This window comes from Stenotrophomonas sp. 78350_Sma (assembly GCF_056482105.1).
On sequence record NZ_CM151182.1, the window covers coordinates 3,963,557 to 3,988,372 of the forward strand.

At 66.9% G+C, this 24,816-nt stretch carries 22 protein-coding genes; 5 read left to right on the forward strand and 17 right to left on the reverse strand.

Annotated features, from left to right (window positions below; all coding sequences use genetic code 11):
• Window positions 1-111: 111 nt before the first annotated feature.
• A complete protein-coding gene (locus tag ACZK4H_RS18265) occupies window positions 112-2,469 on the forward strand; it encodes a beta-N-acetylhexosaminidase (RefSeq protein WP_099551108.1) in 2,358 nt (785 codons plus the stop codon).
• A gap of 105 nt (window positions 2,470-2,574) precedes the next feature.
• Here ACZK4H_RS18265 and ACZK4H_RS18270 read toward each other — a convergent pair whose 3' ends face one another.
• Both ACZK4H_RS18270 and ACZK4H_RS18275 read right to left on the reverse strand, forming a co-directional pair.
• A complete protein-coding gene (locus tag ACZK4H_RS18270; RefSeq protein ID WP_099551107.1) occupies window positions 2,575-2,967 on the reverse strand; it encodes a VanZ family protein in 393 nt (130 codons plus the stop codon).
• Complete coding sequence (locus ACZK4H_RS18275; protein ID WP_099551106.1) at window positions 2,964-4,148, reverse strand: class I SAM-dependent methyltransferase; 1,185 nt, start codon at window positions 4,146-4,148, stop codon at window positions 2,964-2,966. Before ACZK4H_RS18275 ends, ACZK4H_RS18270 begins: the two co-directional genes overlap by 4 nt.
• A gap of 59 nt (window positions 4,149-4,207) precedes the next feature.
• On the opposite strand from ACZK4H_RS18275, the gene ACZK4H_RS18280 reads away from it, so the two are divergent.
• Window positions 4,208-4,945, forward strand: coding sequence for a pteridine reductase (locus ACZK4H_RS18280; protein WP_088479658.1), 738 nt, complete (start codon window positions 4,208-4,210; stop codon window positions 4,943-4,945).
• A 31-nt stretch (window positions 4,946-4,976) separates the two neighbouring features.
• On the opposite strand, the gene folK is transcribed toward ACZK4H_RS18280, so the two are convergent.
• A complete protein-coding gene (folK, locus tag ACZK4H_RS18285) occupies window positions 4,977-5,462 on the reverse strand; it encodes a 2-amino-4-hydroxy-6-hydroxymethyldihydropteridine diphosphokinase (protein WP_099551105.1) in 486 nt (161 codons plus the stop codon).
• Between the two features lie 89 nt (window positions 5,463-5,551).
• Between folK and ACZK4H_RS18290 the strand changes: the two genes are divergently transcribed.
• Window positions 5,552-6,295, forward strand: a complete 744-nt coding sequence (locus tag ACZK4H_RS18290; RefSeq protein ID WP_099551104.1) for a proteasome-type protease — start codon at window positions 5,552-5,554, stop codon at window positions 6,293-6,295.
• 75 nt (window positions 6,296-6,370) lie between these two features.
• On the opposite strand, the gene ACZK4H_RS18295 is transcribed toward ACZK4H_RS18290, so the two are convergent.
• The 4 genes from ACZK4H_RS18295 to ACZK4H_RS18310 all read right to left on the reverse strand — a co-directional run bounded on the left by ACZK4H_RS18295 (window position 6,371) and on the right by ACZK4H_RS18310 (window position 10,758).
• Window positions 6,371-7,882 carry a hybrid sensor histidine kinase/response regulator gene (locus ACZK4H_RS18295; protein WP_099551103.1) on the reverse strand — a complete coding sequence of 504 codons (1,512 nt, stop codon included), beginning with the start codon at window positions 7,880-7,882 and terminating at the stop codon, window positions 6,371-6,373.
• Between the two features lie 4 nt (window positions 7,883-7,886).
• Window positions 7,887-8,327, reverse strand: coding sequence for a response regulator (locus ACZK4H_RS18300; protein WP_005411057.1), 441 nt, complete (start codon window positions 8,325-8,327; stop codon window positions 7,887-7,889).
• Complete coding sequence (locus ACZK4H_RS18305) at window positions 8,324-10,141, reverse strand: sensor histidine kinase (RefSeq protein ID WP_099551102.1); 1,818 nt, start codon at window positions 10,139-10,141, stop codon at window positions 8,324-8,326. Before ACZK4H_RS18305 ends, ACZK4H_RS18300 begins: the two co-directional genes overlap by 4 nt.
• Window positions 10,142-10,374: 233 nt before the next feature.
• The gene (locus ACZK4H_RS18310) at window positions 10,375-10,758 is read right to left on the reverse strand and encodes a BON domain-containing protein (RefSeq protein WP_049429380.1); all 384 of its coding nucleotides are present in this window, start codon (window positions 10,756-10,758) and stop codon (window positions 10,375-10,377) included.
• Window positions 10,759-10,928: 170 nt separating this feature from the next.
• Here ACZK4H_RS18310 and ACZK4H_RS18315 point away from each other — a divergent pair, with 170 nt between their 5' ends.
• Window positions 10,929-11,972 (forward strand): oxidoreductase, encoded by a 1,044-nt coding sequence (locus ACZK4H_RS18315; RefSeq protein WP_099551101.1) that lies wholly within the window; start codon window positions 10,929-10,931, stop codon window positions 11,970-11,972.
• A gap of 155 nt (window positions 11,973-12,127) precedes the next feature.
• Here ACZK4H_RS18315 and gnd read toward each other — a convergent pair whose 3' ends face one another.
• From gnd to ACZK4H_RS18350, 7 genes are all read right to left on the reverse strand, one after another.
• Complete coding sequence (gnd, locus tag ACZK4H_RS18320; protein ID WP_014648435.1) at window positions 12,128-13,033, reverse strand: phosphogluconate dehydrogenase (NAD(+)-dependent, decarboxylating); 906 nt, start codon at window positions 13,031-13,033, stop codon at window positions 12,128-12,130.
• A 10-nt stretch (window positions 13,034-13,043) separates the two neighbouring features.
• Window positions 13,044-14,279, reverse strand: coding sequence for a hypothetical protein (locus tag ACZK4H_RS18325; RefSeq protein WP_099551100.1), 1,236 nt, complete (start codon window positions 14,277-14,279; stop codon window positions 13,044-13,046).
• A 17-nt stretch (window positions 14,280-14,296) separates the two neighbouring features.
• The gene (locus ACZK4H_RS18330; RefSeq protein ID WP_099551099.1) at window positions 14,297-14,887 is read right to left on the reverse strand and encodes a DUF2242 domain-containing protein; all 591 of its coding nucleotides are present in this window, start codon (window positions 14,885-14,887) and stop codon (window positions 14,297-14,299) included.
• 241 nt (window positions 14,888-15,128) lie between these two features.
• On the reverse strand, window positions 15,129-17,306 hold the full coding sequence (locus ACZK4H_RS18335; protein ID WP_099551098.1) for a carboxy terminal-processing peptidase: 2,178 nt from the start codon (window positions 17,304-17,306) through the stop codon (window positions 15,129-15,131).
• A 234-nt stretch (window positions 17,307-17,540) separates the two neighbouring features.
• Entirely contained in the window at window positions 17,541-18,551 is a 1,011-nt protein-coding gene (gene lipA / locus ACZK4H_RS18340; RefSeq protein ID WP_478473000.1) for a lipoyl synthase, read from the reverse strand.
• A gap of 18 nt (window positions 18,552-18,569) precedes the next feature.
• Entirely contained in the window at window positions 18,570-19,280 is a 711-nt protein-coding gene (gene lipB, locus ACZK4H_RS18345) for a lipoyl(octanoyl) transferase LipB (RefSeq protein WP_099551096.1), read from the reverse strand.
• Window positions 19,268-19,546 carry a YbeD family protein gene (locus ACZK4H_RS18350; RefSeq protein ID WP_005411067.1) on the reverse strand — a complete coding sequence of 93 codons (279 nt, stop codon included), beginning with the start codon at window positions 19,544-19,546 and terminating at the stop codon, window positions 19,268-19,270. The genes lipB and ACZK4H_RS18350 overlap by 13 nt, the downstream gene beginning before the upstream one ends.
• 262 nt (window positions 19,547-19,808) lie before the next feature.
• Between ACZK4H_RS18350 and ACZK4H_RS18355 the strand changes: the two genes are divergently transcribed.
• On the forward strand, window positions 19,809-20,882 hold the full coding sequence (locus ACZK4H_RS18355) for a lipid A deacylase LpxR family protein (protein ID WP_099551095.1): 1,074 nt from the start codon (window positions 19,809-19,811) through the stop codon (window positions 20,880-20,882).
• Between the two features lie 171 nt (window positions 20,883-21,053).
• Here ACZK4H_RS18355 and ACZK4H_RS18360 read toward each other — a convergent pair whose 3' ends face one another.
• From ACZK4H_RS18360 to mltB, 3 genes are all read right to left on the reverse strand, one after another.
• Complete coding sequence (locus tag ACZK4H_RS18360; protein ID WP_099551094.1) at window positions 21,054-22,274, reverse strand: D-alanyl-D-alanine carboxypeptidase family protein; 1,221 nt, start codon at window positions 22,272-22,274, stop codon at window positions 21,054-21,056.
• 100 nt (window positions 22,275-22,374) lie between these two features.
• Window positions 22,375-23,652: a septal ring lytic transglycosylase RlpA family protein gene (locus tag ACZK4H_RS18365; protein WP_099551093.1), complete on the reverse strand. Its 1,278-nt coding sequence runs from the start codon at window positions 23,650-23,652 to the stop codon at window positions 22,375-22,377.
• Complete coding sequence (gene mltB, locus ACZK4H_RS18370; RefSeq protein ID WP_099551092.1) at window positions 23,649-24,794, reverse strand: lytic murein transglycosylase B; 1,146 nt, start codon at window positions 24,792-24,794, stop codon at window positions 23,649-23,651. The genes ACZK4H_RS18365 and mltB overlap by 4 nt, the downstream gene beginning before the upstream one ends.
• Window positions 24,795-24,816: the final 22 nt, after the last annotated feature.

Consider the following 24,816-nt stretch of genomic DNA (forward strand, 5'->3'; position numbering starts at 1 on the left):
TCCAGCGGCGGCAACATCGCCAAGTCGTGCACGCACGCCGGGCCTGGGTCATTCCGGGCCCGGCGTTTTTCATGTATAGCGTTCATCGCACCGTTCCAAGGAGTCGTACCGATGGTCAAGCCTTCCCGCGCCCGGATGCGCAGCGCAGTGCTGCTGGGCAGCCTGCTCGCCCTGTTGCCGGTACTGCCGGCACTCGCCGCCGATCCCACTCCCGCCGCTGAAGCGCCCGGCCCGCAGCTGCGCGCCGGCAGCCTGATGCTGATTCCGGCCCCGGCCACCGTGCAGCGCGGCCAGGGCAGCGGCATCACCGTCCGCGCCGACACCGTGCTGTACGCAGAAGGCGAAGCAGCGCAGCGCGTCGCCAGCCAGTTCGCCGACCTGCTGGCCCGCAGCGGCGGGCCACGCCTGGCACTGGCCAAGGGCAAGGCCGCACCCAGGAGCGGCGGCATCCGTTTCGAGATCGTCCCGACCTTCCGCGACAGCGGTGAGGGCTACACGCTGGAAAGCACCGCGCAGGGCGTGGTGGTGCAGGCAGGCAACGAAACCGGCCTGTTCTATGGCGCGACCACCCTCGCCCAGCTCGCCACCGGCGGCAGCAACGGCGTGCTGCCTGCGGTGCAGATCCAGGACGCACCGCGTTTCAGCTGGCGCGGCTTCATGCTCGACTCCGCCCGTCACTTCCAGAGCCTGGACGAGATCAAGCGCGTGCTCGATGCGATGGCGGCGCACAAGCTCAACACCTTCCATTGGCACCTGACCGATGACCAGGGCTGGCGCATGGAGATCAAGCGCTATCCGAAGCTGACCGAAGTGGGCAGCTGCCGCCTGCCTGCAGGTGACGGCGGCATCGATCCGGTCAGTGGCCAGGAACATCCGTACTGCGGCTTCTACACGCAGGACCAGATCCGCGAGGTGATCGCCTACGCCGCCAAGCTGCATATCCAGGTGATCCCGGAAATCGATGTGCCGGGCCATGCGACTGCCGCGATTGCTGCGTATCCGGAACTGGGCAGCATCGATACGCCGCTGAAGCCGATCAGCGAATGGGGCGTGTTCCCCAACCTGTTCAACGTGGAAGACAGCACCGTCACCTTCCTGGAAAACGTGCTGGAAGAAGTGATCGACCTGTTCCCGGCCAGGTACGTGCATGTCGGTGGCGACGAGGCGGTCAAGGACCAGTGGGAAGCCTCGAAGCAGGTGCAGCAGCGCATGCGTGCGCTGGGCATCAAGGATGAAATGGCCATGCAGAGCCACATCATCAAGCGCCTGGAGACCTTCCTGGAGGAGCACGACCGGCGCCTGATCGGTTGGGACGAAATCCTCGAAGGGGGCCTGCCGCCGCAGGCCACGGTGATGTCCTGGCAGGGCACCGAAGGCGGCCTGGCTGCGGCCAGTGCCGGGCATGACGTGATCATGTCGCCGGTGGGTTACCTGTACCTGGACTACCTGCAGACCGCCTCGCCGAACGAGCCTCCGGGCCGTCCGACCCAGGTCAATCTCGGCAAGCTGTACAACTTCGAACCGGTGCCGGCCGAGCTGGCCGCCGACAAGCGTGGGCACATCCTCGGCCTGCAGGCCAACATGTTCACCGAGCACACGCGCAGCTATGCGCGCCTGCAGCACAACCTGTTCCCGCGCCTGGCCGCCGTGGCCGAGACCGGCTGGAGCACGACGGAACATCGTGACTTCCGCGATTTCCTCGCGCGCCTGCCGGCGCAGCTGCAGCGCTACCGTGCCTGGGGCCTGGCCTATGCGCAGACGCCGTTCGAAGTGGGCGTGGACTACACCGACAATCGTGCGGACAACACGGTGACGGTGTCGCTGTCCAATCCGCTGGGTTATGAAGTGCGCTACAGCACCGATGGCCAACCGGTGAGCGCGCAGTCGCCGCTGTACCAGCAGCCGCTGACCGGGCAACTGCCGACTACCGTGCAGGCCGCCGCGTTCTACCAGGGGCAGATGCTGGCCGCGAAGCCGACCATCGCCGCATTCACCGCGCAGTCGCTGCTGAGCCGCAGCAGCGATGAGCTGCTCAGCTGCGTGGGCAAGAAGGGCCTGGTGCTGCGCCTGGAAGACGATGGCCCACGCGAAGGCAACCGTGCGGTGTTCAACGTCGACATCTTCCAGCCGTGCTGGCGCTGGCCGCAGGCGCAGCTGGACGGCATCGGCAGTGTGGAAGTGCGTGCCGGCCGCATTCCATACTACTTCCAGCTGGCCCACGACGAACCCAAGCGTCGCTTCGAGAAGGCCAAGCGGGCGCACGGCGAGATGCTCGTGCGTCGTGGCGACTGCAGCGGCAGGGTGCTGGCGGAAGTGCCGTTGCCGGCCACGCCGGATGCCGATGGCTTCGTGACGCTGAAGGCCACGCTGCCGAAGGGCACGCAGGGCACCGGTGACCTGTGCATCAACTTTACCGGCGACACGCGTCCGGCGATGTGGGTGCTGGATGAGGTCACGCTGGGGAAATGACGACAGGTCTGTCCTGGTGGGTGCCGACCTTGGTCGGCACCTCGGGCAGTCCATCCACGCATGGCGTGGATCTACGGGTGGGTGCCAGCCTTGGTTGGCACGCCTCTACCCGCGCCAGCGCAGCAGCAGGTCGCGCAACGGTGTCAGGGCCGTGGCCATGCCGGCCAGCACGCCAATGGTGTTGGCAATCGCATCCATCGGGTCGGCGGTACGGTTGCTGGTCAACGCGCCCTGGGCGAATTCGATGCCAATGCCCATCAATACCAGCCCCACGCCCACCCACAGCAGCGGACGCCCGCGGCGGAACAGCTGCACCGCGCTGCCGGCCAGGATGAAATAGGCGAGGAAGTGCTCGCCCTTGTCGCTGTTTTCCGGCAGCGGAATCGGCGGCGGTGGAATCAGGCAGACCACGACCACCAGCAGCACCGCCAGCACCCACAGCACGGTCCACAGCCGCGGCCGCCGCAGCGGCTTGGTCAGCGGCAGCGCTCCACTCACAGGCGCCAGCTCAGGTCACCCAGCTCGAAGGCCGGCTCGAAGTCGACGCCACGTTGCAGCCCGATGGCCTGGAAGCGCTCGCCCATTTCGGTCGGCAGGGTCAGCTTCTTCACCTGGTCGCGCAGCTGGATGCGGCCAACCTCATCCGTACGTTCCTCGGCCAGCAGCAGCACCTGGTCCAGGCCGTTGCCGAGCAGGAAACTGGCTTGGCTGCAGTAACCGGCCAGCTCGAAACCACCGTGCATGCCCGCCTCGGCCATCGCGGTGAAATCCACCGATGCGGTGATGTCCTGCAGGCCCGGCCAGCGATGCACGTCGTTGTGCACGTGGTGGCGGTAGAAGGCACGCACGGTACCGTCGTCGCGATCGTGCTGGTAGAACTCGCCGCGGTTGTAGCCGTAGTCGACGAACAGCATCGCGCCACGCTGCAGGCCACCGGCCACCGCCTGCAGCCAGTACGGCAGCTGCGGCAGCACTTCGGAACGGTAGCCCTCGGCGAAAGGCTTCTCCAGATAACGCTCGATGTGGCGCACCGCGCCATTGAGCAGGATGTCGGCCGGCTGCGCGCCGCGGATGAAATTGCCTTCGCCATCAAGCTCGACGGTTTCCTCGTAGACCTCGCCATCGCGGATCAGGAAGCGTGGAGTCGGCAGCGCGTCAATCACCTCGTTGGCAAACACCACGCCCTCCCAGTCCTCCTCGAACGGGCGATCGACCCAGTCCACTCGCGCCGCCAGCTCTGCTGGCAGGCTCTGCTGCAGGCGCTGCTGCTGGCGCTCGCGCAGGTCGGCACTGGGTTCAAGGATGGCGTAGCGCGACGGCAGCGCGTCCAGCTCGGCCAGGCGCAGCAGCACCGCCTCGGCGAAGGCGCCCGTGCCGCCGCCCAGCTCCAGCATCCGCGCCTGCGCACCCAGCTGGGCGAACACCGGTGCCAGCGCATTGGCCACGCTGCCGGCGAACAGGCTGCCGAGCTCGGGCGCGGTGGTGAAGTCGCCACTGCCACCGAACTTGCTGGCGCCGGCGCTGTAATAACCCCAGCCAGGGGTATACAGGCACAGCTCCATGAAGCGCGAGAAGGGCATCGCCCCGCCCTGCGCAAGGATTTCGGCGCGCAGGGCGGCGGCCAGCTGGTCGCTGTGGGCCAGGGCATCGGCTTCGGGCAAGGGGAAGGTGGGCTGCATGGCGTCTTCGAATGCGGTGACAATGGTGCACAGGATAGCCGAGCCTTGGAGGACCCTCGATGAGCGATACCCACCCCGTGGTCCTGATCACCGGCAGCGCGCGCCGGATCGGTGCGGCCATTGCCCGCCAGTTCCACGCCTGCGGCTGGTCGGTGGTGCTGCACGCCAACACCTCCAGCGCCGAGCTGCAGCAGGCCGCGTTCGATTTCGACAACGTGCGCCCCGGCAGCGTGCTGGCGCTGCAGGCCGACCTGCGTGACGCCGACGCCCTGTCCGACCTGGTGGAACAAGCGGTCACCCATTTCGGCCGCCTGGACGCGCTGGTCAACAACGCGTCCAACTTCTTCCCCACCCCGCTCGGCCAGGTCACCGCCGAGGCGATGGACGAGCTGTATGCGGTCAATGCGCGCGCGCCACTGCTGCTGTCACAGGCGGCGGCGCCCTACCTGCGCCGCCAGCAGGGCTGCATCGTCAACCTGACCGACCTGCATGGCACCGACCCGATGCGCGACCACATCGCCTACACCATGGCCAAGGCCGCACTGGAGATGGCCACGCGCTCGCTGGCGCTGGAGCTGGCGCCGAAGGTGCGGGTCAATGCGGTGGCGCCGGGTGCGATCCTGTGGCCGGAACAGGGCAAGGACGATTTCGCCCGCGAGGCGCTGCTGGCGCGCACGCCGCTGGCGCGGATCGGTACCGTGGAGGAAATCGCCGAAGCGGTGTATTGGCTGGTGGCCGAGGCCAGCTTCGTCACCGGCCACACATTGCGCGTGGATGGTGGACGCACGGTAAGTTGAGGTAGTGCCGGCCGCTGGCCGGCAACCTCCCTCATGCCAGGTCCACCACCTCGAACGCCTCGCCAAACTGCTTGTGCGCGCGCCACAGCGTGGCCAGGTCCTGCCCACTGACCGGGTCGATGAAGTCCGGCGCGATGTCGGCCAGCGGCTTCAGCACGAAGGCATGCTTCAGTTCCGGGCGCGGGATGCGCAGGTGGCCGGGACCTTCCACCACCAGGTCGCCGTAGAACACCACGTCGATGTCCAGGGTCCGGTCGGAAAAGCGCGGCCCGCTGCGGTCGCGGCCGTGCGCGTCTTCCAGCGCATGCAGCCAGTCGTCCAGCTCCTGCAGCGGCAGGTCGGTCTCGATCGCTACCGCATTGTTGAGGAAGGCCGGGCCATCGAAGCCGACCGCGGCGGTACGGTAGGCGGGCGACACCTGCAGCGCGCCGAAGCGCTCGCGCAGGGCCGTCACCGCGGCGTGGAGGTAGCGGCGGGGCTGGACATTGCTGCCCAGGCTCAGGAGCACGGTCGTCATGCGGTTCAGGTGGCAGCGATGGGGGCGTGGACATGCCGTCGTCACGGCGGCCTGCCTACAATCCGGGACGCACATGATAGGGCACCGACATGACCTATTGCGTTGGAATCGAGGTGGACGAAGGCCTGGTCTTCGCTGCCGACACCCGGACCAATGCCTCGCTGGACGATGTGCGCGTGCACCGCAAGCTGCACGTGTTCGAGTACCCCGGCCAGGCAGCCTACGTGCTGATGGCGGCCGGCAACCTGGCCACCACCCAGCTGCTGGTGTCACGCCTGGGGCGCGACGCCGGTGAACGGCGCACGCCCAACCTGCGCGACATGACCCACCTGTTCGAGGCCGCCGAGTATGTCGGCCAGCTGCTGGTGGACAGCCAGGTGCACAGCAGCCACAGCGAGCACGGCCATGACGGGGTCAACACCCAGGCCACGCTGATCTTCGGCGGGCAGATCGCCGGCGAGCGGCCGGGTCTGTACATGGTCTATCCACTCGGCAACGCCATCGCTGCTTCGCCGGAGACGCCCTATCTGCAGATCGGTGAGTCCAAGTACGGCAAGCCGATCCTCGACCGCATCCTCAGCCCGGCCACACGCCTGGAGGACGCGGCGCGGACGGCAATCGTGTCGCTGGATTCGACCATCCGCTCCAACCTGTCGGTAGGCCTGCCGATCGACCTGGCGCTGCTGCGCGATGGTGAACTGCGCATCGGCCAGCAGCTGCGGCTGGGTGCGGATTCAGCGCTGTATGCCGACATCCACCAGAACTGGTCGCGGCGGCTGGAACAGGCGGTGGACGCCCTGCCGCGGTTCCCCTGGGAAACCTTGGACCGGTAGTGCCGGCCGCTGGCCGGCAACCGCGTTGATTCCACCACACATGAATGCCGGCCAGCGGCCGGCACTACCGGAACGTCAGCCCAGCGCTTCGGCCACCGCACGGAACACCTGCTGCATCTGCAGTGGCTTGTGCAGCACATGCACCTCCACGCCGTCCGGGAATGCATCGGCCGCAACCGGCACTGCCGGATCCTCCAGCACCAGTGCCGGGCCGCGATAGCCCAGCGTGGCCATCTCGCCCAGCAGCTGGCTGGCCGGCAGCAGCTTGGAGCCTGCATCGGCGATCACCAGCGCAGGCATCGCCTCCTGCTGCATCCAGCGCAGCGCGGCCGGGCCGTCGGACGCCAGCTGCAGCTGGTAGCCCTGGCTGGACAGCGCATTGCCCAGCAGCGACAGGCGCGTGGCTTCGCCATCGACCACCAGGATCGACTGGCCGCTGCCCAAGGCCACCAGCTGTTCGATCGGCTCGCTGCCATCGATGGCGTCGTGCATCGGCAGGCGCAGTTCGAAGCAGGTGCCCTGCCCCGGCTGGCTGCTGACGTGGATGCTGCCGCCGGCGCCTTCAACGATGCGCTTGCAGGAAATCAGCCCCAGGCCAGTGCCATCTGCCTTGGTGGTGAAGAACGGATTGAACAGATGCGACAACGTATCCGCATCCATGCCGATGCCTTCGTCGGCCACGCGGATATGCATCCAGTCCACGCCATCGCGCTGGCCGGCATGGCTGGCGGTGAGGCTCAAGCGGCCGCCATTGGGCATCGCCTGGATCGCATTGAGCGCCAGGTTCAGCATCACCTGCTGGAGTTCGGTGTAGTTGGCATCGACCACCAGGCCTTCGTCCTGCACCTGCAGTTCCAGGCGCACGGCGTCGGGCACGTTGCTGCGCAACAGCAGCGCCACGGCATCGAACAGGCCATCGATCTCGATGCGCTCGCTCGGCTTGCGCGAACCGCGCACGAACGACAGCATCGATTCGGCCATCTCATGGCCACGGCGGCCGCACTCGGCGATGACATCGGCCAGATGATGCAGCTGCGGATCGTCGGTGCGCGCCTTCAGCAGGTCCGGCATGATCAGCAGCGGCTGCAGGATGTTGCGCAGGTCGTGGCTGAGGCCGGCAGCGAGCAGCGACAGGCTTTCCAGGCGCTGCGCGCGCATCAGTTCGGTTTCCACCCGTGCGCGCTCGATCGCGCTGCGTGCATCGCGGATCGCACGTGCCACCGCCGACGGCAGGCGCGCCGGCAGGTGCTTGATGATGTAATCGTTGGCGCCCTTCTGCAGCGCCGCCACCGCGTTCTCCTCACCCATGGTGCCGGAGACGAAGATGAAGGGCACCTCCGGTGAGGTCTCACGCACGATGCGCAGCGCGTCGTCACCGGAGAATCCCGGCATGCTCAGGTCGGACAGCACGATGTCCGGCTGGAACGCGACCAGTGCCTGGCGCAGTTCGGCCTCGCTTTCGACGCGCTCGAAACGGGCCTCCAGGCCCGCATCGAGCATCTGTTCGGACATCAGCTCGGCATCTTCCGGTGAGTCCTCCACCAGCAGGATGCGCAGCGCCCCCAGGGCGGGACCGGTCAGGGGCATGGGCTCACTCGAGTTCCGGTGCCTGGTTGATCAACGCCCAGAACTTGCCCAGGGTCTGCACCGCGCCGAAGAACTGGTCCACGTCCACCGGCTTGACCACATAGGCGTTCACGCCCATGTCCCAGCTGCGGGCCAGGTCGCTTTCCTCCCGCGAGGACGACAGGATCACCACCGGCAGGCGCTTGAGCTCTTCGTGCTCGCGGATCTGCCGCAGTACTTCCAGGCCATCCATGCGCGGCATCTTGATGTCCAGCAGCAGCACGGCCGGCAGGCCTTCCTCGCGGTTGGCGAAGGCACCACGGCGCAACAGGTAGTCCATCACTTCCACGCCATCCTCGACGTGCACGATGGGGTTGGCCAGACGCGCCTCTTCCAGGGCGTCGATCGCCATTTCGGCATCCGCCGGGCTGTCTTCGGCGAGAAGAATGGTGCGCAGAGTGGTCATGCAGAAGGCCCTTGTTTGTCCGCATCGATCGCGGGAGGCAGGTAGAAGTGGAAGGTGGCGCCAACGTCCGGTTCGGCCTCGGCCCAGATACGGCCGCCATGGCGGGTCAGCACGCGGCGCACGCTGGCCAGGCCGATGCCGGTCCCCGGGTAGTCGCTGGCCTTGTGCAGGCGCTGGAACACACCGAACAGCTTGCCGGCGTAGGCCATGTCAAAGCCTGCACCATTGTCGCTGACCGTGAACTGATGACCGCCGTCAGGCTGTGGCTGGTAGTCCACGCGGATCTTCGCCGGCTCGCGGTTGCCCGAATACTTCACCGCATTGCCGAGCAGGTTCAGCCAGACCTGGCGGATCATGTTCTCGTCGCCGACCACGATCGGCAGCGGGGCGATGTTCCACTCCACCTGGTGCAGATGGCCGCTGTTCTCGGCCTCGGCCTGCAGGTTGGAATCGAGCATGGCGCGGGTATCAGCCACAAGTGACTGCATGTCCACCGCCTGCTGGCGCATCGCCACCCGGCCCAGCCGCGAGTAGACCAGCAGGTCGTCGATCAATGCCGCCATGCGCCGCGCTGAGCTGGAGATCACCTCCAGGTAATGGCGGCTCTTGTCATCGGCGGCGTCGCCCAGATGGCGCGACAGCTTGTCGGAGAATCCGGCCACGTGGCGCAGCGGCGCGCGCAGATCATGCGAGACCGAATAGCTGAAGGCTTCCAGTTCCCTGTTGACCTCGGATACCTGCGCGACCTTGCCCTCCAACTGGCGGTTCAGCTCTTCCACGCGCATCTGCACGGCACGCTGCACCGTGACATCGCTGATGGTCAGAAGCACGACTTCGTCATCGGTATCCGGCAACGGCATGCGCCGCGCATTGAGCAGCATGTAACGCGCCATGCCATCGGCGGTGCGCTGTTCGTGCTCGAAATCCCACAGCTCGCGGCCACGCAGCAGCACGTCGGACAGGCGCTGGCGCACTACGGCGTCGTTCCAGGCGCCGTCGCCGACTGTTTCCAGCAGCAGGCCATCGGCACGTTCGTCCTGCAGCCCGTACAGCTCGGCGAAGGCCGGGTTGTGCAGCTGCACGCGCAGGTCGCGGTCGAGCAGCACGATGGGCTCGCGCACGGTCTGCAGCACCGAGGCCGCACGTGCGGCCGAACGCAGCGATTGTCGTTCGGCATGCAGGCGGCGGCCGATCTGTCGCTGCAGCAGCCACAGCACCAGGCCAAGCAGCGCCAGCTGCACCACCAGCGAACTCCACGACACCAGCTCGGTCTGCCTGCGCTGGCGCGCAGCCTGGTCGGCTCGCAATGTCAGCAGTTTCTGCTCGCTGGCCTGCAGTTCTTCCACCAGGCCACGGATCGGATAGCGCGTGCTCAGATCCTGCACCAGCTCGCGCTGATCACTGTTGGGCTCGGATTTCGCGAGCTCACGGGCAAGTGCCATGCGGCCTTCCAGCATCGACTCGATACGACCGATGCGGATCAGCTGGTCAGGATTGTCGCGGGTCATCCGGCCCAGTTCGGCCAGGCGTCCAGGGATGTCGTTGGCCTTGGCCATGCGCTCGCGCAGCCCCGGCGCATCCACACCCTTGGACAGCGTCAGCGCCGCCGACTCGACATCGCGTACGTCGGCCTGCAGCTGTTGCAGGGCCACACCCACGGCCTGGGTATGGTTGACCCAGGCCATCGCCTGTTCGTTGTCCTGCTGCAGTTTGCGCAGAGTCAACCACGGCACCACGATGATCGCGGCAGCGGCCAGCGCCAGGGCCGGCAACCGCCAACGGTCCCAGATGTCGTCACTGAAAACCAGCGCCATAGTTCCTCGTCAGCACGGCCGCGTAGCGTTGTCCGGGACGAGCCCGGCTGCGGCGGAACCGGCAATATAGCGCAGGCGGTCACAAGTCTGGGGTTTCCAGACTGGTTGGCTGAACGGGTTACGGAAACCCCACTGCAGAGCCGAGCCCACGCTCGGCTGTTACCCAAAGTCAGCCGAGCATGCGCTCGGCTCTACACGGCAGCGGGCGCCCCATGCCGGGGCGCCCACCGGGTTCAGCGCTTGGCCGCAGCGCTGACCTTCAATGCGGCAGCATCGACGCGGGTCACGCCCTTGATGCCCTTGGCGGTGGTGACCGCCTTGTCCTTCTCGGCCTGGGTGGCCACGGCACCGCTCAGGCTGACCACGCCGTTCACGGTTTCCACCTTGATCTCGGTACCCGGAACGTTGCTGCTGGCGAGCAGGTCGGCCTTCACCTTGGTGGTGATCCAGGTATCGGTCACCGGCTCGTTGGAATCGTGGCGATCAGCATGGGTCGCCGGATGCGCACTCGTCGGCGGGCTCTTTGCAGCCGGATCCTTGGCGAATGCGGCCGAGGAGGACAGCGCCAGGCCCAGCGTGAGGGCGGAGGCAATCAGCGTGCGGGTCGTATTGCTCATCGTGTCGTACTCCTTCGGAATGTGCTGCCAGTCTGGACAGACCGACGTAGAGCAGGCGTGGCGTTGCGGTCATGCCGCTGTGAATCGGGGCATCTGCAACGACAACCGTTCAGCTTTGGCTCGTGACCCCGCGTCGTTTACCCTGCCCTTCCCACTGCCGGAGCTCTGTCATGCGCCCCGACCTGCAACTGGCCCTGATCGGCTACGGCCTCGCCGGCCGTGTCTTCCACGCACCGCTGATCCAGCACACACCCGGCCTGGCGCTGCACAGCATCGTCAGTTCGCAGCGCGACACGTTGCTGCGCGCGTTCAGCGACGTGCACGCGCGTGCCACGCCGCAGGAGGTGTTCGACGATCCGGCCGTGGATGCCGTAGTAATCGCCACGCCGAATGAACAGCATGCGCCGCTGGCAATCGCGGCACTGGCTGCGGGCAAGCATGTGCTGGTCGACAAGCCGTTCGCGCTGGACGTGGCCGAAGCGGAAACGGTATTGGCTGCGGCACGCGATGCCGGACGCATCGCCACCGTGTTCCAGAACCGGCGCTTCGATGCCGACTTCCTTACACTGCAGGCGCTGCTTGCGGACGCGACGCTGGGCGACATTGCCGAGTGCCATGCGCACTTCGATCGCTACCGTCCACAGGTGCGCGACCGCTGGCGCGAACAGGACGGTCCCGGCAGTGGCCTGTGGTACGACCTCGGCCCGCACCTGCTGGACCAGATGCTGGTGCTGTTCGGCTGGCCCGAGGCGATCGATGCCGATCTGGCCGTGCAGCGCGATGGCGGCAGCGGCATCGACTACTTCCACGCCGTGCTGCACTACCCACGGCATCGCGCGATCGTGCATTCCGGTTCCCTGGTGGCAGCGCCCACACCGCACTTCAGCGTGCATGGCAGCAAGGCCAGCTGGATCAAACATGGCCTGGATGTGCAGGAAGCGCAGCTGCGCCGTGGTGCTGCACCCGGTGCGCCCGGCTGGGGCATCGACCCGCGGCATGGCGAGCTGGTGCGCTGTGATGCCGAGGACAACGTGCAGCGCAGCACCGTCGACAATCTGCCCGGTGACTACCGGCGGTTGTATGCGCAGTTCGCAGCGGCCATGCATGGCGACGGCGAAGCCACGGTCAGTCCGGTGCAGGCATTGCAGCTGATGCGGCTGCTGCAGGCAGGCATGGACAGTGCCCGCGAGGGGCGGCGAGTGCAGTTGGGTTGACCGGCAGGGCTGCGCCCTGCCCCCCGGTAGTGCCGGCCGCTGGCCGGCAACAGCAACAGCCGGCTATCCGCGGGATGGCAGAGTGGGTCCTGGTGGGTGTCGACCTTGGTCGACACGTAGATCCACGCCATGCGTGGATCTACGCCAATCGGTGCTTACGACTTCTTGATCGCGTGGCCGCCGAACTCGTTGCGCATCGCCGACAGCAGGCGGTCGGTGAACGAATTCGATTCGCGCGAACGCAGGCGTTCCAGCAGCGACAGGGTGATCACCGGCGCCGGTACGTCCAGTGCGATCGCTTCGGCCACGGTCCAGCGGCCTTCGCCGGAATCCTCCACGTACGGGGCGATGCCATCCAGCGACGGATTGCGCTTGAGCGCTTCGGTGCTCAGGTCCAGCAGCCACGAACGCACCACACTGCCGTGGCGCCAGACTTCGGCCACCTGGGCCAGGTCCAGTTCCATTTCCTGCTTGCGCTCCATCAGCGCGAAGCCTTCGGCGTAGGCCTGCATCATTCCGTACTCGATGCCGTTGTGGACCATCTTGGTGAAGTGGCCAGCGCCGGACGGGCCGACACGCCCCCAGCCACGGTCTTCGGCCGGTGCCAGCGTGCGCAGCAGCGGTGCGATCTGCTCCACCACCGATGCTTCGCCACCGACCATCAGGCTGTAGCCTTCCTGCAGGCCCCACACGCCACCGCTGGTGCCGCAGTCGACGTAGCCCAGGTCATCCTCGGCCAGCGCCTTGGCGCGGCGGATCGAATCCTGGTAGTTGGAGTTGCCGCCGTCGATGACGATGTCACCTTCGGCCAGGTGCGGGGTCAGCTGGCCCAGGGTCTGGTCGACGGTTTCGCCGGCCGGCACCATCAGCCACACCACGCGCGGCACCGGCAGCGCGGCAACTGCGGCGGCCAGCGAATCCACCACCTCCAGGCCGGCCTCGGCGGCGCGCTGGCGGGCACCTTCGCCCGGGTCGTAGCCGACCACGCGGTGGCCACCGCGATGCAGGCGCTGGGCCATGTTGGCGCCCATGCGGCCGAGGCCGATCATTGCAATATCCATTGTTTCACCTTCAGTTGGGGTCTAGGGTCAGGCTGCCTGGCCTGCCGGTAGCCGCGCAGTGGCGCAGCTGCGCCTCGCGCCAACGCCGGTAGAGCGTGGTATGCAGATTGTGCACTGCCAGGTCGATCGAAAACGGGGTTCGCGGGTTGCGGTCGAGCAGGCGGGCGATGTGGTAGCCGATGGGACGTATACCGCGCGGGTGCACATAGATCACGAACTGCTGGTAGAACGGATCGTCCAGCAGCTGGTCCATGCGTGCCAGCGTGGCGTGGTAGCGCGGTTCCAGCCGCGCGCGCAGGTACGGGTCGCGTTCGAACAGCAGGCGCTCGAAGTAGCGCTGGCCAACACGCGGGATGTCCCGCGCAAGTTTCCACAACTCGGCATTGCGCTGGTCATACCAGGCCAGGCCGCCGTGCAGCGCCAGGGCCTGCGCAGCGTCTCCGCCCACTGAAACCACGACGAAGTTCTCGGCCTGGTTGCTCAGATCATCCAGCGTGCTCTTGTCATACACGTGCTCGATGAAGCCGGGCGCGCCGACGAAGGCCTGGCGCCCCATCGCCGACGTGCGCACTGCCTTGCCATCGGCAAGGAAATCACCTGCATGCGCGCCGAGCAGGATGCTGTCGGTAACGTGCAACGCAAGGAAGGTGCCGATCGACAGTTCGCCTGCGGCAAATTCAGCATCGAATGCCGTGTCGCCATACAGTTCGCGCTGGGTGGCCAATTGAGCGACCTGACGACCGACTCCGCATTCGGCGCGCACATTGCCGCTGTAGAACGCCTGCAGCGCCTGGCTGTTGCCCGCAGTGGGCACGAAACCGCGGCCGAAGCTTCGCGTGCGCTGCCAGCCTTGCGCCTGTGCGCCGTGCAGGCCGAAGCCGATCCAACCGAGCTGCAGGCCAGAGAAACGGAATCCTGGGTTGCCCTGCAGTGCAGTAGCGGCACGTTGCGTGGCTGCACCCAGCTCGAAGGCGTAGGCGCAGACGGTTGCCGGATCGTCCAGCACCTGCTGCAGCAACGCCTTGCGCGCTGCAGCCGGCATGTCCGCTGGCCATTGCACGCGCAGATCGCCCGCCGCGTGCGCCCCGGCCAGCGACGCGCGCGTGCATACCGGGCCACCGTGCACCTGCGGTGCACCCATCGCACGCACTTCGAAGCGCCATCCCAACCGCTGCAGCAGGCCTTCCGTACAGTCCAGCGGCGCGGCAGTCACGCCCAGCGCGGGCAGCAGCAGGGCCACGCCCATCCATCTGCCGCGCACGATCAACCCTGGTCCGTGCTGGCCGGTGCCGGCTCCGGGGGTGTGGCCGCGGGCGGCACGTGCTTGCCTGCCTCCGCCGGAAGGTACTGTTGCAGGCGCTGGAAGAAGCGACGATAGAACTCGGCATCGGTGACCGTGCTGCTGGCCACCTTCACCAGCGAGTCGTCATTGCTGCCGAACGGCAGCGATACAGATCCGAGCGCGCCGACACCGACACTGGCCGAGGTCGGACTCTTTTTCAACGCATAGCGATCCTGCACGGCACTGACGAACACCAGTGTCTGGTTCCCCCGCGGTGCGCAGGAAATACGCAGCACCAGCTGCTCGTGATCGTCTTCACGCGGCTGGAAATTCTTGCTGCCTTCCACCTGCGCCGCGTCGGAACGGGCGATGGCATAGCCCTGGCTGAGCAGGGTGCGCCGCGCAGCCTCGCACGCATCCCCCGGGCGACCATCGACGGTGCGCGAGAAGGTATCGCCGGAATCGAAGGATTCGCGCAGCAGGGTACTGTCGGCGGCACGGCCACCACAGGCCGACAGGATCAGGGCGCCGGAGAGCGCCACGGCAACGCTGGAAAGACGGGAGGCCCGCATGGGTACTCCTGCGAGGACGGTACCGGCAAGGGTAGTCCCGCAATCGTGTGCGGCAGGTCGAAACCGGCATGACCGGGCCACCCCGTTGCTGCCGGTTCATGCACGTAAAAGGGGACGGAGGGGATTAAGTCGTTTGTGGCACTTCGCTCGCCGGGCATGGCCCGGCGCTACCGTGAACGAGGTCCCCAAACAGAAAGGGGCCGGCAATGCCGGCCCCTCCATTGCACATGCGCTTGCCGGCTCAGTCCGCCCAGCGACCGGCGCCGGTCGACTGCGGCAGCACCTGCGCCGACAGCGGGCGGTCATTGGCCAGCAGGTTCACCGCATCGGCCAGGATCGAGGCCGACTCGCGCAGCAGCGGGTCAGGACGCTTCTCGGCAGCCTTCTCGCGGGCGGCATCCTTGACGATGTCGCGCTCGTTGCCGGTCAGGCCGTCGTCGTTGCTGTCATCGGCCAGCGGGTCCAGGGCCAGGCCAAGTTCCTTGCGCATCGCCTGGCGCTCCTTGCGCTGGGTGTCCTGGCGCTCACGCTCGGCGCGGCGGGTGGCCTCGTTCAGCGAGATGTACTTCTTCGCGGCCTCGGTGCGGAACTGCTCCACGTCCTCGTTCCACCACTGGAATTCCTTGTCGGCGGCAATGCGCGCGTCATGGCGGGTTTCCAGCTTCGGCAGCAGCGGCGCGAAGTTGCCGTACTGGGTGTGCGGTACGGCGGCGATGCGGGTCCACGGCAGTGCGTTGTCGTAGGTGCTTTCACCGAATTCGGTGGCATCGACGCTGGCCGGGAAGGCCAGGTCCGGCACCACGCCCTTGTGCTGGGTGCTGCTGCCGCTGATGCGGAAGAACTGGGCGATGGTCAGCTTGACCTGGCCGAAGCGCTGGGTCTCGCCGCTCGGCCAGCGGTCCAGATCGACGATGTTCTGCACGGTGCCCTTGCCGAAGCTGGTCTCACCGATCACCAGGCCACGACCGTAGTCCTGGATGGCACCGGCGAAGATCTCCGAAGCCGAAGCCGAACCGCGGTTGATCAGCACCGCCAGCGGGCCATCCCATGCCACGCCCTGGTTGCGGTCGCTGTTGACGGTGACGCGGCCACCGGACTCGCGCACCTGCACCACCGGGCCCTGCTCGATGAACAGGCCGGTCAATTCAATGGCTTCATCCAGCGAACCACCGCCGTTGTTGCGCAGATCCAGCACCACGCCGTCCAGCTTGTCGTTCTTGAAGCCAGCCAGCAGCTTGGCCACGTCGCGGGTGGCCGAAGCGTAGTCGGCCGCATTGCGGCGACGGCCTTCGAAGTCCTGGTAGAAGGTCGGCAGCTTGATCACGCCGACCTTGCGTGCCGACTCGCCGTTGGCGGCCGGAATGGTCATGGTCTCGCCCTTGGCGGCCTGCTCGGCCAGGCGCACCTTCTGGCGGGTCAGCACCAGGGTGTGGTGCTTGCCGTCGGCACCTTCGGCGGCCGGAATGAATTCCAGCTTGACCTGGGTGTCCTTGGCGCCACGGATCTTGGCCACGACATCGTCGATGCGCCAGCCGATCACGTCCTCTACCAGGCCGGACTTGCCCTGGCCAACGCCAACGATGCGGTCACCCGGCTTCAGCGTGCCATCCACCGCGGCCGGACCACCGGCGATGATCTCGCGGATCACCACCACGTCGTCCTGGCGCTGCAGCTGCGCGCCGATGCCTTCCAGCGACAGCGACATCGCCTGGTTGAAGTTCTCGGCGGTGCGCGGGGTGAAGTAGTCCGTGTGCGGATCGACGGCACTGGTGTACGAATTCATGAAGAACTGGAAGACGTCTTCGCCCTTCAGTTCATTGACCGACTTCTCCAGCGTCGCGTAGCGCTTGTCCAGCGTCTTGCGGATGTCGTCCGGCTTTTTGCCAGCCAGCTTCAGGCGCAGCCAGTCGTTCTTCACCGACTTGCGCCACAGCTCATCCAGTTCGGCGCTGCTGGCCGCCCACGGCACCTTCTTGCGGTCGTATTCGAAGCGCTCGTCGGTGGTGAAGTCCGGCTCCTGCTTGAGCAGCTTGCGCGCATAGGCCACACGTTCGCCAACACGCTGCTTGTAGACGGCGAACACCTGGAACGCCGGCTCCAGCTCGCCGCCACGGATGGCCGAGGAGATGTTGGCTTCGAACGGCGCGAAGCGCGCCACGTCGGCCTGGGTGAAGTACTGCTTGCCGCCGTCCAGCGTCTCCAGGTAGCGCTTGAACACGTCCTTGGAGGTGGCCTCGTCCAACGCGCGCGGGCGGTAGGCGTAGCGGCTGTCGGACAGCAGGCCGTAGACCAGCTTGGAGGTGGTCACCTGATCGGCGGTTGCCGCGGCGGGCAATGCCAGCGAGTCGGCCTTGGCCGCCAGCGCCAGCGGCGCGACCAGCGCCAGGGCCATCAGGAATGCGGGGGCTTTGAATTTCATTGACGTGCTCGAAGGCGCCTTGCCAAGGGGGAGACTGCGGGGTGTTAAGACACCACGACAGTGCCGAAAGTTGCCGGGTTTGTCACCCGGCCGCGCTCGGTGGAAAACCAGCCTAGCCGGGCCGGTGTAGCAAATTGTGAATGCAGGCGAAGGCGTGCGGACCAACGGTCCGCACCCACCATGCTGGTGGTGGCACCCATTGGCAGCGCCGGGCCGTGGCCCGGCGGCAACCGCTTACCGGACGCCGGCGCCCTTGGCCTGCACGTCGGCGTGGTACGACGAGCGCACCATCGGGCCGGAGGCCACGTGGCTGAAGCCCAGCTCGTAGCCGTAGTCTTCCAGCGCCTTGTAGTCCTCGGGGGTCCAGTACTTCAGTACCGGGTGGTGGTGCGCGGTCGGCTGCAGGTACTGGCCGATGGTGATCATGTCCACGTCGTGCGCGCGCAGGTCGCGCATGGTGGCCTTGATCTGTTCGAACTCTTCGCCCAGGCCCAGCATGATGCCGCTCTTGGTCGGCACGTCCGGGTGCTGTGCCTTGAAGTTCTTCAGCAGGTTCAGCGACCACTGGTAGTCCGCACCCGGGCGCACATTGCGATACAGGTCCGGCACGGTCTCGATGTTGTGGTTGAACACATCCGGCGGGTTCTGGGCCAGGATCTCCAGCGCGCGCTCCATGCGGCCCTTGCCACGGAAGTCCGGGGTCAGCACCTCGATGCGGGTGCCCGGCGATTTCTCGCGGATGGCAGTGATGCAGTCGACGAAGTGCTGGGCACCACCGTCGCGCAGGTCATCGCGGTCGACGCTGGTCACCACCACGTACTTCAGGCCCATGTCGGCCACGGTCTGGCCGAGGCTGGCCGGCTCGTTGGCATCCGGGGGCTTCGGGCGGCCGTGGGCCACGTCGCAGAACGAGCAGCGGCGGGTGCAGACCTCGCCCAGGATCATGAAGGTGGCGGTGCCGTGGCCGAAGCACTCGTGGATGTTCGGGCAGCTGGCTTCCTCGCACACGGTCACCAGGCGGTTTTCGCGCAGCTTGGCCTTCAGGTTCTGCACGGCATTGCCCGAAGGAATGCGCACGCGGATCCAGGACGGCTTGCGCAGCACCGGCCCGTCGGCGAACTGCACCGGCGAGCGGTTGATCTTGTCACCGCCCAGCTGCTTGACCCCGGCCTGCAAGGGCGCGGCGGACGGGGAGTCGCCCTGCACGATCTGCAGGGGAATGGAACGGGCGGTGGTTTCAGTCATGGCAGTTCCGGGGGGCGGTCAGGCGGCCGCAGAAAGATCGGGCAGTTCGGGGGTGTGCTGCAGCAGCAGGCCGAACTGACGGGCCAGGTGGTCCAGCAGCACCGGCTTGACGGCCTCCATCCCGGAGGGGCCACCCAAGTCTACCACCGAGGTCACCTGCAACCCCTGGTAGCCACAGGGGTTGATGCGGTGGAAGGGCTCCAGGTCCATGGCCACATTGAAGGCCAGGCCATGGAAGGTGCAGCCGCGACGCACGCGGATGCCGAGTGCAGCGATCTTGGCGCCACCGACGTAGACGCCCGGGGCGCCCTCGCGGCGTTCGGCGCCGATGTTCCACTCGCCCAGCGTATCGATGATGGCCTGTTCGATGCGGCACACGTAGTCGCGCACGCCGATGCCCAGCCGCGGCAGGCGCAGCAACGGGTAGACCACGATCTGGCCGGGACCGTGATAGGTCACCTGGCCGCCACGGTCCACATGCAGCACCGGGATATCGCCCGGCGCCAGCACATGCTCGTCCTTGCCGGCCTGGCCCAGGGTGAACACCGGGTCGTGCTCGACCACCCACAGTTCGTCGGCATCGGTGTCGCTGCGCTGGTCGGTGAAGCGCTGCATGGCGCGCCACACCGGCTCGTACGCCTGGCGGCCGAGGTCACGGACCACCGCCGGACGCGGGGCACGGTCTTCCGGGGCGGCGTCGGCCGGGCAGCTGTCGGCTACAGCGTCCACTTCACTTCCGGGTGGTCGCGCAGCGCCTGATGCGCCAGGTCGTACTGTTCGCGGCTCTCGGCCTTGAACACGATGCGGACGGACACGTACTTGCCGTTGGAGGAATGCTTCCAGCTGATGCGTTCATTGACGACATCGATGCCGGCAGCCAGCAGCAGGCGGGGGAGCTCATGTTCCAGGCCGCGGTTGGCCGGGCCCATGGCGCTGAGCTCGAACTGGCCGGGGAACTGGAAGCCGTGGTCGGGGTTGTCGGACTTGATTTCCATGGACCCATTATCGGGCCGCAGGGCAACAAACCCAAGAGTATTCATCAACGTCAAACAGTGCACCGGTGAGTCGCTGCGTTGCAGCTGAACGACCGTTCAGCATTGGCCGTTACCCCATGGGGCGCCGCAGGACAGTGCAGGATTGTCTTCACGAGACAATGTCGTTTTCGGAACAGACAAGTGATTCGAACGCGCTCGTTCCATCACGTTCGCGCGAGTACCGTGTCGCAGCATATAACGACAGACAGAAAAAACTTCTCCCATGAGCCCCCCCTCCCAACGCCGCCTTGCAGCCCTCGGGCTGTCCGGCCTGCTGGCTGCTGCCCTCCCCCTCGCCGTCCAGGCGGCCGAACAATGTGGCCCGGACGCGATGCGCGACCACCCGCCGCAGGTCAATTTCCGCGTCGACAATGACCTGTTCGGCGGCCGCCACCAGGACCAGGGCTACACCAATGGTGCACTGTTGACCCTGGTCTCGCCCAATCTGGTCGATTACACCGACGACCCCTGCCTGCCACGCATGGCGCGCTGGGTGAACCAGTACCTGGAAGGGCTGCATCCGGGCAAGTTCGAACAGCAGAACATGATCTTCAGCATCGGCCAGGGCATCTTCACCCCGACCGATTTCAGCCGCAGGGACCTGATCGAGGACGATCGTCCTTACGCCGGCGTACTGATCGCAAACTTCGGTTTCAATGCGCGCAGCGGCGACCGCCTGCAGACCACCCAGCTGACGCTGGGCGTGGTTGGCCCGTGGGCACAGGGCAAGCAGGTGCAGAATGCCGTGCACGAAGTGCTGGGCGACGAGAAATTCAAGGGCTGGGACAACCAGCTGCACAACGAGCCCCTGTTCATGCTGACCCATGAGCGCATGCGCCGCTGGCCGGGCGATGCCAGCGTCAATGCCGATGGTTGGGGTTGGGACGCGATCAGCCACTACGGTGGATCGATCGGCAACCTGGAAACCAAGGCCAACCTCGGCGGTGAAGTGCGCTTCGGCTGGAAGCTGCCGGACGACTTCGGCAGCACGCCGTTGCGCCCGGCCGGCGAGAACACTGCGCCGACCCGCGGCGGCCGTCCCAATGGCTGGTCCTGGCACCTGTTCGCGACCTCGGACGCTGCCTGGGTGATCCGCGACATCACGCTGGATGGCAACACGTTCCGCAACAGCCACAGCGTGGACAAGCGCCATGTGGTGGCCTACGGCGGCTACGGCGTGGCCGTGATGTACGGACGCTGGAAGTTCGCCGCGGCGCGTTACCACAGCACGCGCGAGTTCAACGGCCAGCGCGAAGCACCGGTGTTCGGCAGCTTCACCATCAGCCGATCGCTGTAAGCGAGGGGGTGATGGGTAGTGCCGGCCGCTGGCCGGCTGCAGGCACATCCGTATGGGTCGATGGGGAGCCGGCCAGCGGTCGGCACTACCCGCATCCGCACGGAGCCAGCATCCAGAAACGAAAAAGGCCGGCATGCGCCGGCCTTTTCGTTCACCACGCGGGGGCGTGGATCATTCCGATTCCCACCACATCCAGAAGCTGTCCCACAGGCGCTTGAAGAAGCCGGCCTGTTCAACGGCAGCCACCGCCACCAGCGGTGCCTCGGCGATGACCTTGCCATCCAGGGTGACCTTCACGGTGCCGATCTGCTGGCCAGCGGTGAACGGTGCTTCCAGGGTCTTGGGCACGTCGATGCTCGGCTTCAGGTCGTTGTAGCGGCCGCGCGGCACGCTCACCAGCATCGGCTGCGCCACGCCCAGCTGCACCTTGTCGGTGGTGCCCTTCCAGACCTTGTGCTCGGCCACGGCCTTGCCCGGCTCGTACAGGCGGTGGGTCTCGAAGAAGCGGAAGCCCCAGTTCAGCAGGGCCAGGCTGTCATCGGCACGCTGCTTTTCCGACTGGCCGCCCAGCACCACGGCCACCAGACGCTGGTCACCACGCTGGGCCGAGCTCATCAGGCAGTAACCGGCTTCCGAGGTGTGACCGGTCTTGATGCCGTCCACGCTGCCATCGCGCCACAGCAGCAGGTTGCGGTTCGGCTGCTTGATGTTGCCGACCTGGAATTCCTTGATCTTGTTGTACGCGTAGGTTTCCGGGTAATCGCGCACCATCGCGCGGCCCAGCAGTGCCAGATCGTAGGCGCTGCTGTGGTGACCCGGAGCGGTCAGGCCATGGGCGTTCACGAAGTGCGAATTCTTCATGCCGATCTTGGCGGCATAGCTGTTCATCAGCGAAGCAAAGGCTTCCTCGCTGCCAGCCACGTGTTCGGCCAGGGCGATCGCGGCGTCATTGCCGGACTGGATCGCCATGCCCTTTTCCATGTCTTCCAGGCGCGCGGTCTGGTTGACCGGGAAGCCGCTGTAGCTGCCATCGGTACCCGCGCCGCCTTCGCGCCAGGCGCGCTCGCTCATCATCACCTGGTCATCCGCACGGACCTTGCCGTTCTTGACCTCGGCGGCGATCACGTAGGACGTCATCACCTTGGTGATGCTGGCCGGAGCCAGCTGTTCGTTGATGTTTTCACCGGCCAGCACCTGGCCGGTGGCGTAATCCATCAGCACCCAGGCCTTGGACACGCTCGGCGCCGGGGCCGGCGGAGTGGCGACGGTGGCCGGGGCGGCAGCGGCGGCGGCGGGCGCCGGCGTGGCCGGAGTCGGCAGCGGCGTCTGGGCGGAAGCCAGGCCCACCACCAGGGTGGCGGCCAGGGCGGTGGCGGCGGAACGGAAATTCATTGGACAGCAGGCTCCAGGGGACGGCCGGGAATGGAGGGTGGAACGTAACGGCCATTGTAAGGCCGGGGGAGCATGGGCCGGCAGCACCGGCCCGGGCGGATCAATCCTTGACGATCTGCGGCGAACCCAGGCCAAGACCGGCGATGCGACCGACAAGTTCCGCAGCACTGGCATGGTCGCTGGCAGGAACGCGCAGGCGGAACAGGGTACGGCCACCGGCGGCGATGTCACTGATGGTCGCGCCGACGATGCCGGCGGCACTGAGCTGGCCCATCGCGCGGTTGGCGTTGTCGCGGTTGGAGAAGCTGGCGACCTGCACCATCACCGCGCCCACCACCTGCTGCGACAGGCTGGGTGCGGCTGGCGTGGTCGATGCGCTGCGCACCGGTGCCGGCGCCACCGCGCGCGGAGTGGTGCTGGCCACGACAACCGGAGCGGGCACCGTGCTGCGTGCCAGCGGCGCGCTCGGTGGCAGGCTGCTGACCGCCACGTCCGGCAGCGTGCTGGCCACGCCCTGGGTGGTGGCCGGCTGGCCACGCGCAGGCATGCTGTCGCCCGGCAGGCGCTTGACCAGGCGATCGATGTCGCTGTCGGCGGTGGCGCGTGCGGCTGGCGTCGGGCGCGCACTGGCCACGGCTGCTGCGGCTGCTGCTTCGGCGGCACGACGCTCGCGGCGCGACGGCTTCTGCGCCAGCAGGTTGCCCTCACCCGGCTGCAGCGCGCGTACTTCCACGTTGCCGGTGCCACGCTGGGTGATGCCCAGGCGCACAGCGGCGGCATAGCTGAGATCGACCACGCGGCCATCATGGAACGGACCGCGATCGTTGACGCGCACGATCACCGACTCGCCGTTGTCCAGGTTGGTCACGCGGGCGAAGCTGGGCAGCGGCAGCGTCTTGTGCGCAGCGGTGAACTGATACATGTCGTAGACCTCGCGGTTGGAGGTCAGGCGGCCATGGAACTTGGCGCCGTAGTACGACGCGGTGCCGCGCTCGACATAGTTGCGGGTGTCGTCAAGCACTTTGTACGACTTGCCCAGCACCACGTACGGCGTCTTGTTGCCGATCGCCGAGCGTTCTTCGGCGGTCACTTCCGGTTCGGGGATGCAGGCCACGTTCGGAATGTAGTCTGGCGTGCTGTCACGCACGCCCGGCTTGTACAGGCCACCGGCGGTGTAGTTGCCGCGGGTACTCAGGTCTTCCTTGGCCGCCGCGTAGGGCGAGCCTTCCGGACAGTGTGCCGGCCGCGAGCCGCGCCCCTGCACCAGGGTGCCGCCCGACTTGCCACCATGGCCGGCCGTGGCCGGCTTCTTCGGCGCGCTGCTGCAGGCAGCCAGCGCGAGGACGATCAAGCCTGGGACCAGCCATCTGATGTTCATGCCGGGGGCAGCTCCTGTCCGGCGATGGCCTGGGACAACTGGAACACGGCCATCGCGTACATCTTCGAGAGGTTGTAGCGGGTGATCGCGTAGTAGTTCTGGAAGCCCAGCCAGTACTGCTTGCCGGTGCTGCCTTCAAGCGTGATCGGCGTAGCCGTGGCGCCCGGCTGCACTGCAGCGCTGGGCTGGTAGCCGCGCTGCGCCAGGTCGGCCAGCGACCAGGTCGGCATCCATTCGGTCGGATTGAATTCCTCGCGCCCCGGCGCCAGCGTGGCCGGCACCGCCACCTGTCCGCCGCGCACCCAGCCGCCCTTCTTCACGAAGTAGTTGGCGATGGACGAGAACACATCGTCGTAGCTGGTGAACAGGTCGCGACGGCCATCGCCGTTGCCGTCCACCGCGTAATCAAGATAGCTGGACGGCATGAACTGGCCCATGCCCATCGCACCGGCATAACTGCCCTTGAGCGTGGTGATGTCCAGGTTTTCTTCGCGGCCCAGCTCGAACAGCTTGGCCAGTTCGTCGCGGAAGAACAGCTCGCGGCGCACTTCGCGTTCCAGCTTGGCCGGGTCGCCGCTGCGCGGGTAGTAGAACGCCAGCGTGTACAGCGCATCGAGCACGCGATGGCTGCCGGCATTCTTTCCGTAGCTGGTTTCCACGCCGATGATCGCCACGATCACTTCGGCCGGCACGCCGGTGCGCTGCTGCACGCGATCCAGTTCGGCGCGATGCTGGGCCAGGAACGCGCGGCCGCCATCGATGCGGGCCTTGCTGATGAACATCGGCCGGTATTCGTTCCACGGCTTGACCCGTTCGGCCGGGCGCGACATCGCGGCGATGATCGGCTGGCGCACCTGCGCCTGGTCGAGCACGCTGCTGATCTGCTCCGGCTTCAGGCCATAGCGCTTGGCGGTATCGGCAATGAAGCGGGCCCGCGCGACCTCGAACGGCACCGGTGTGAGATCGACCGGCGGTGCGGTGGCAGCGGCGGCTTCGGGCGCGGCCTCGGCCGGGCCATGGGCCTTGGCGGCGGGCTGGCGCGGCGTACTGCTGGCCTGGGGCGAAGACGGTGGGGACTTCGGCTGGGTCGCGCAGGCGACCAGGCCGAGGGTGAGCATGCAGGCCAGAGTGCGTCGAATCATCGTCGCAGGTTAGCAGGTCATG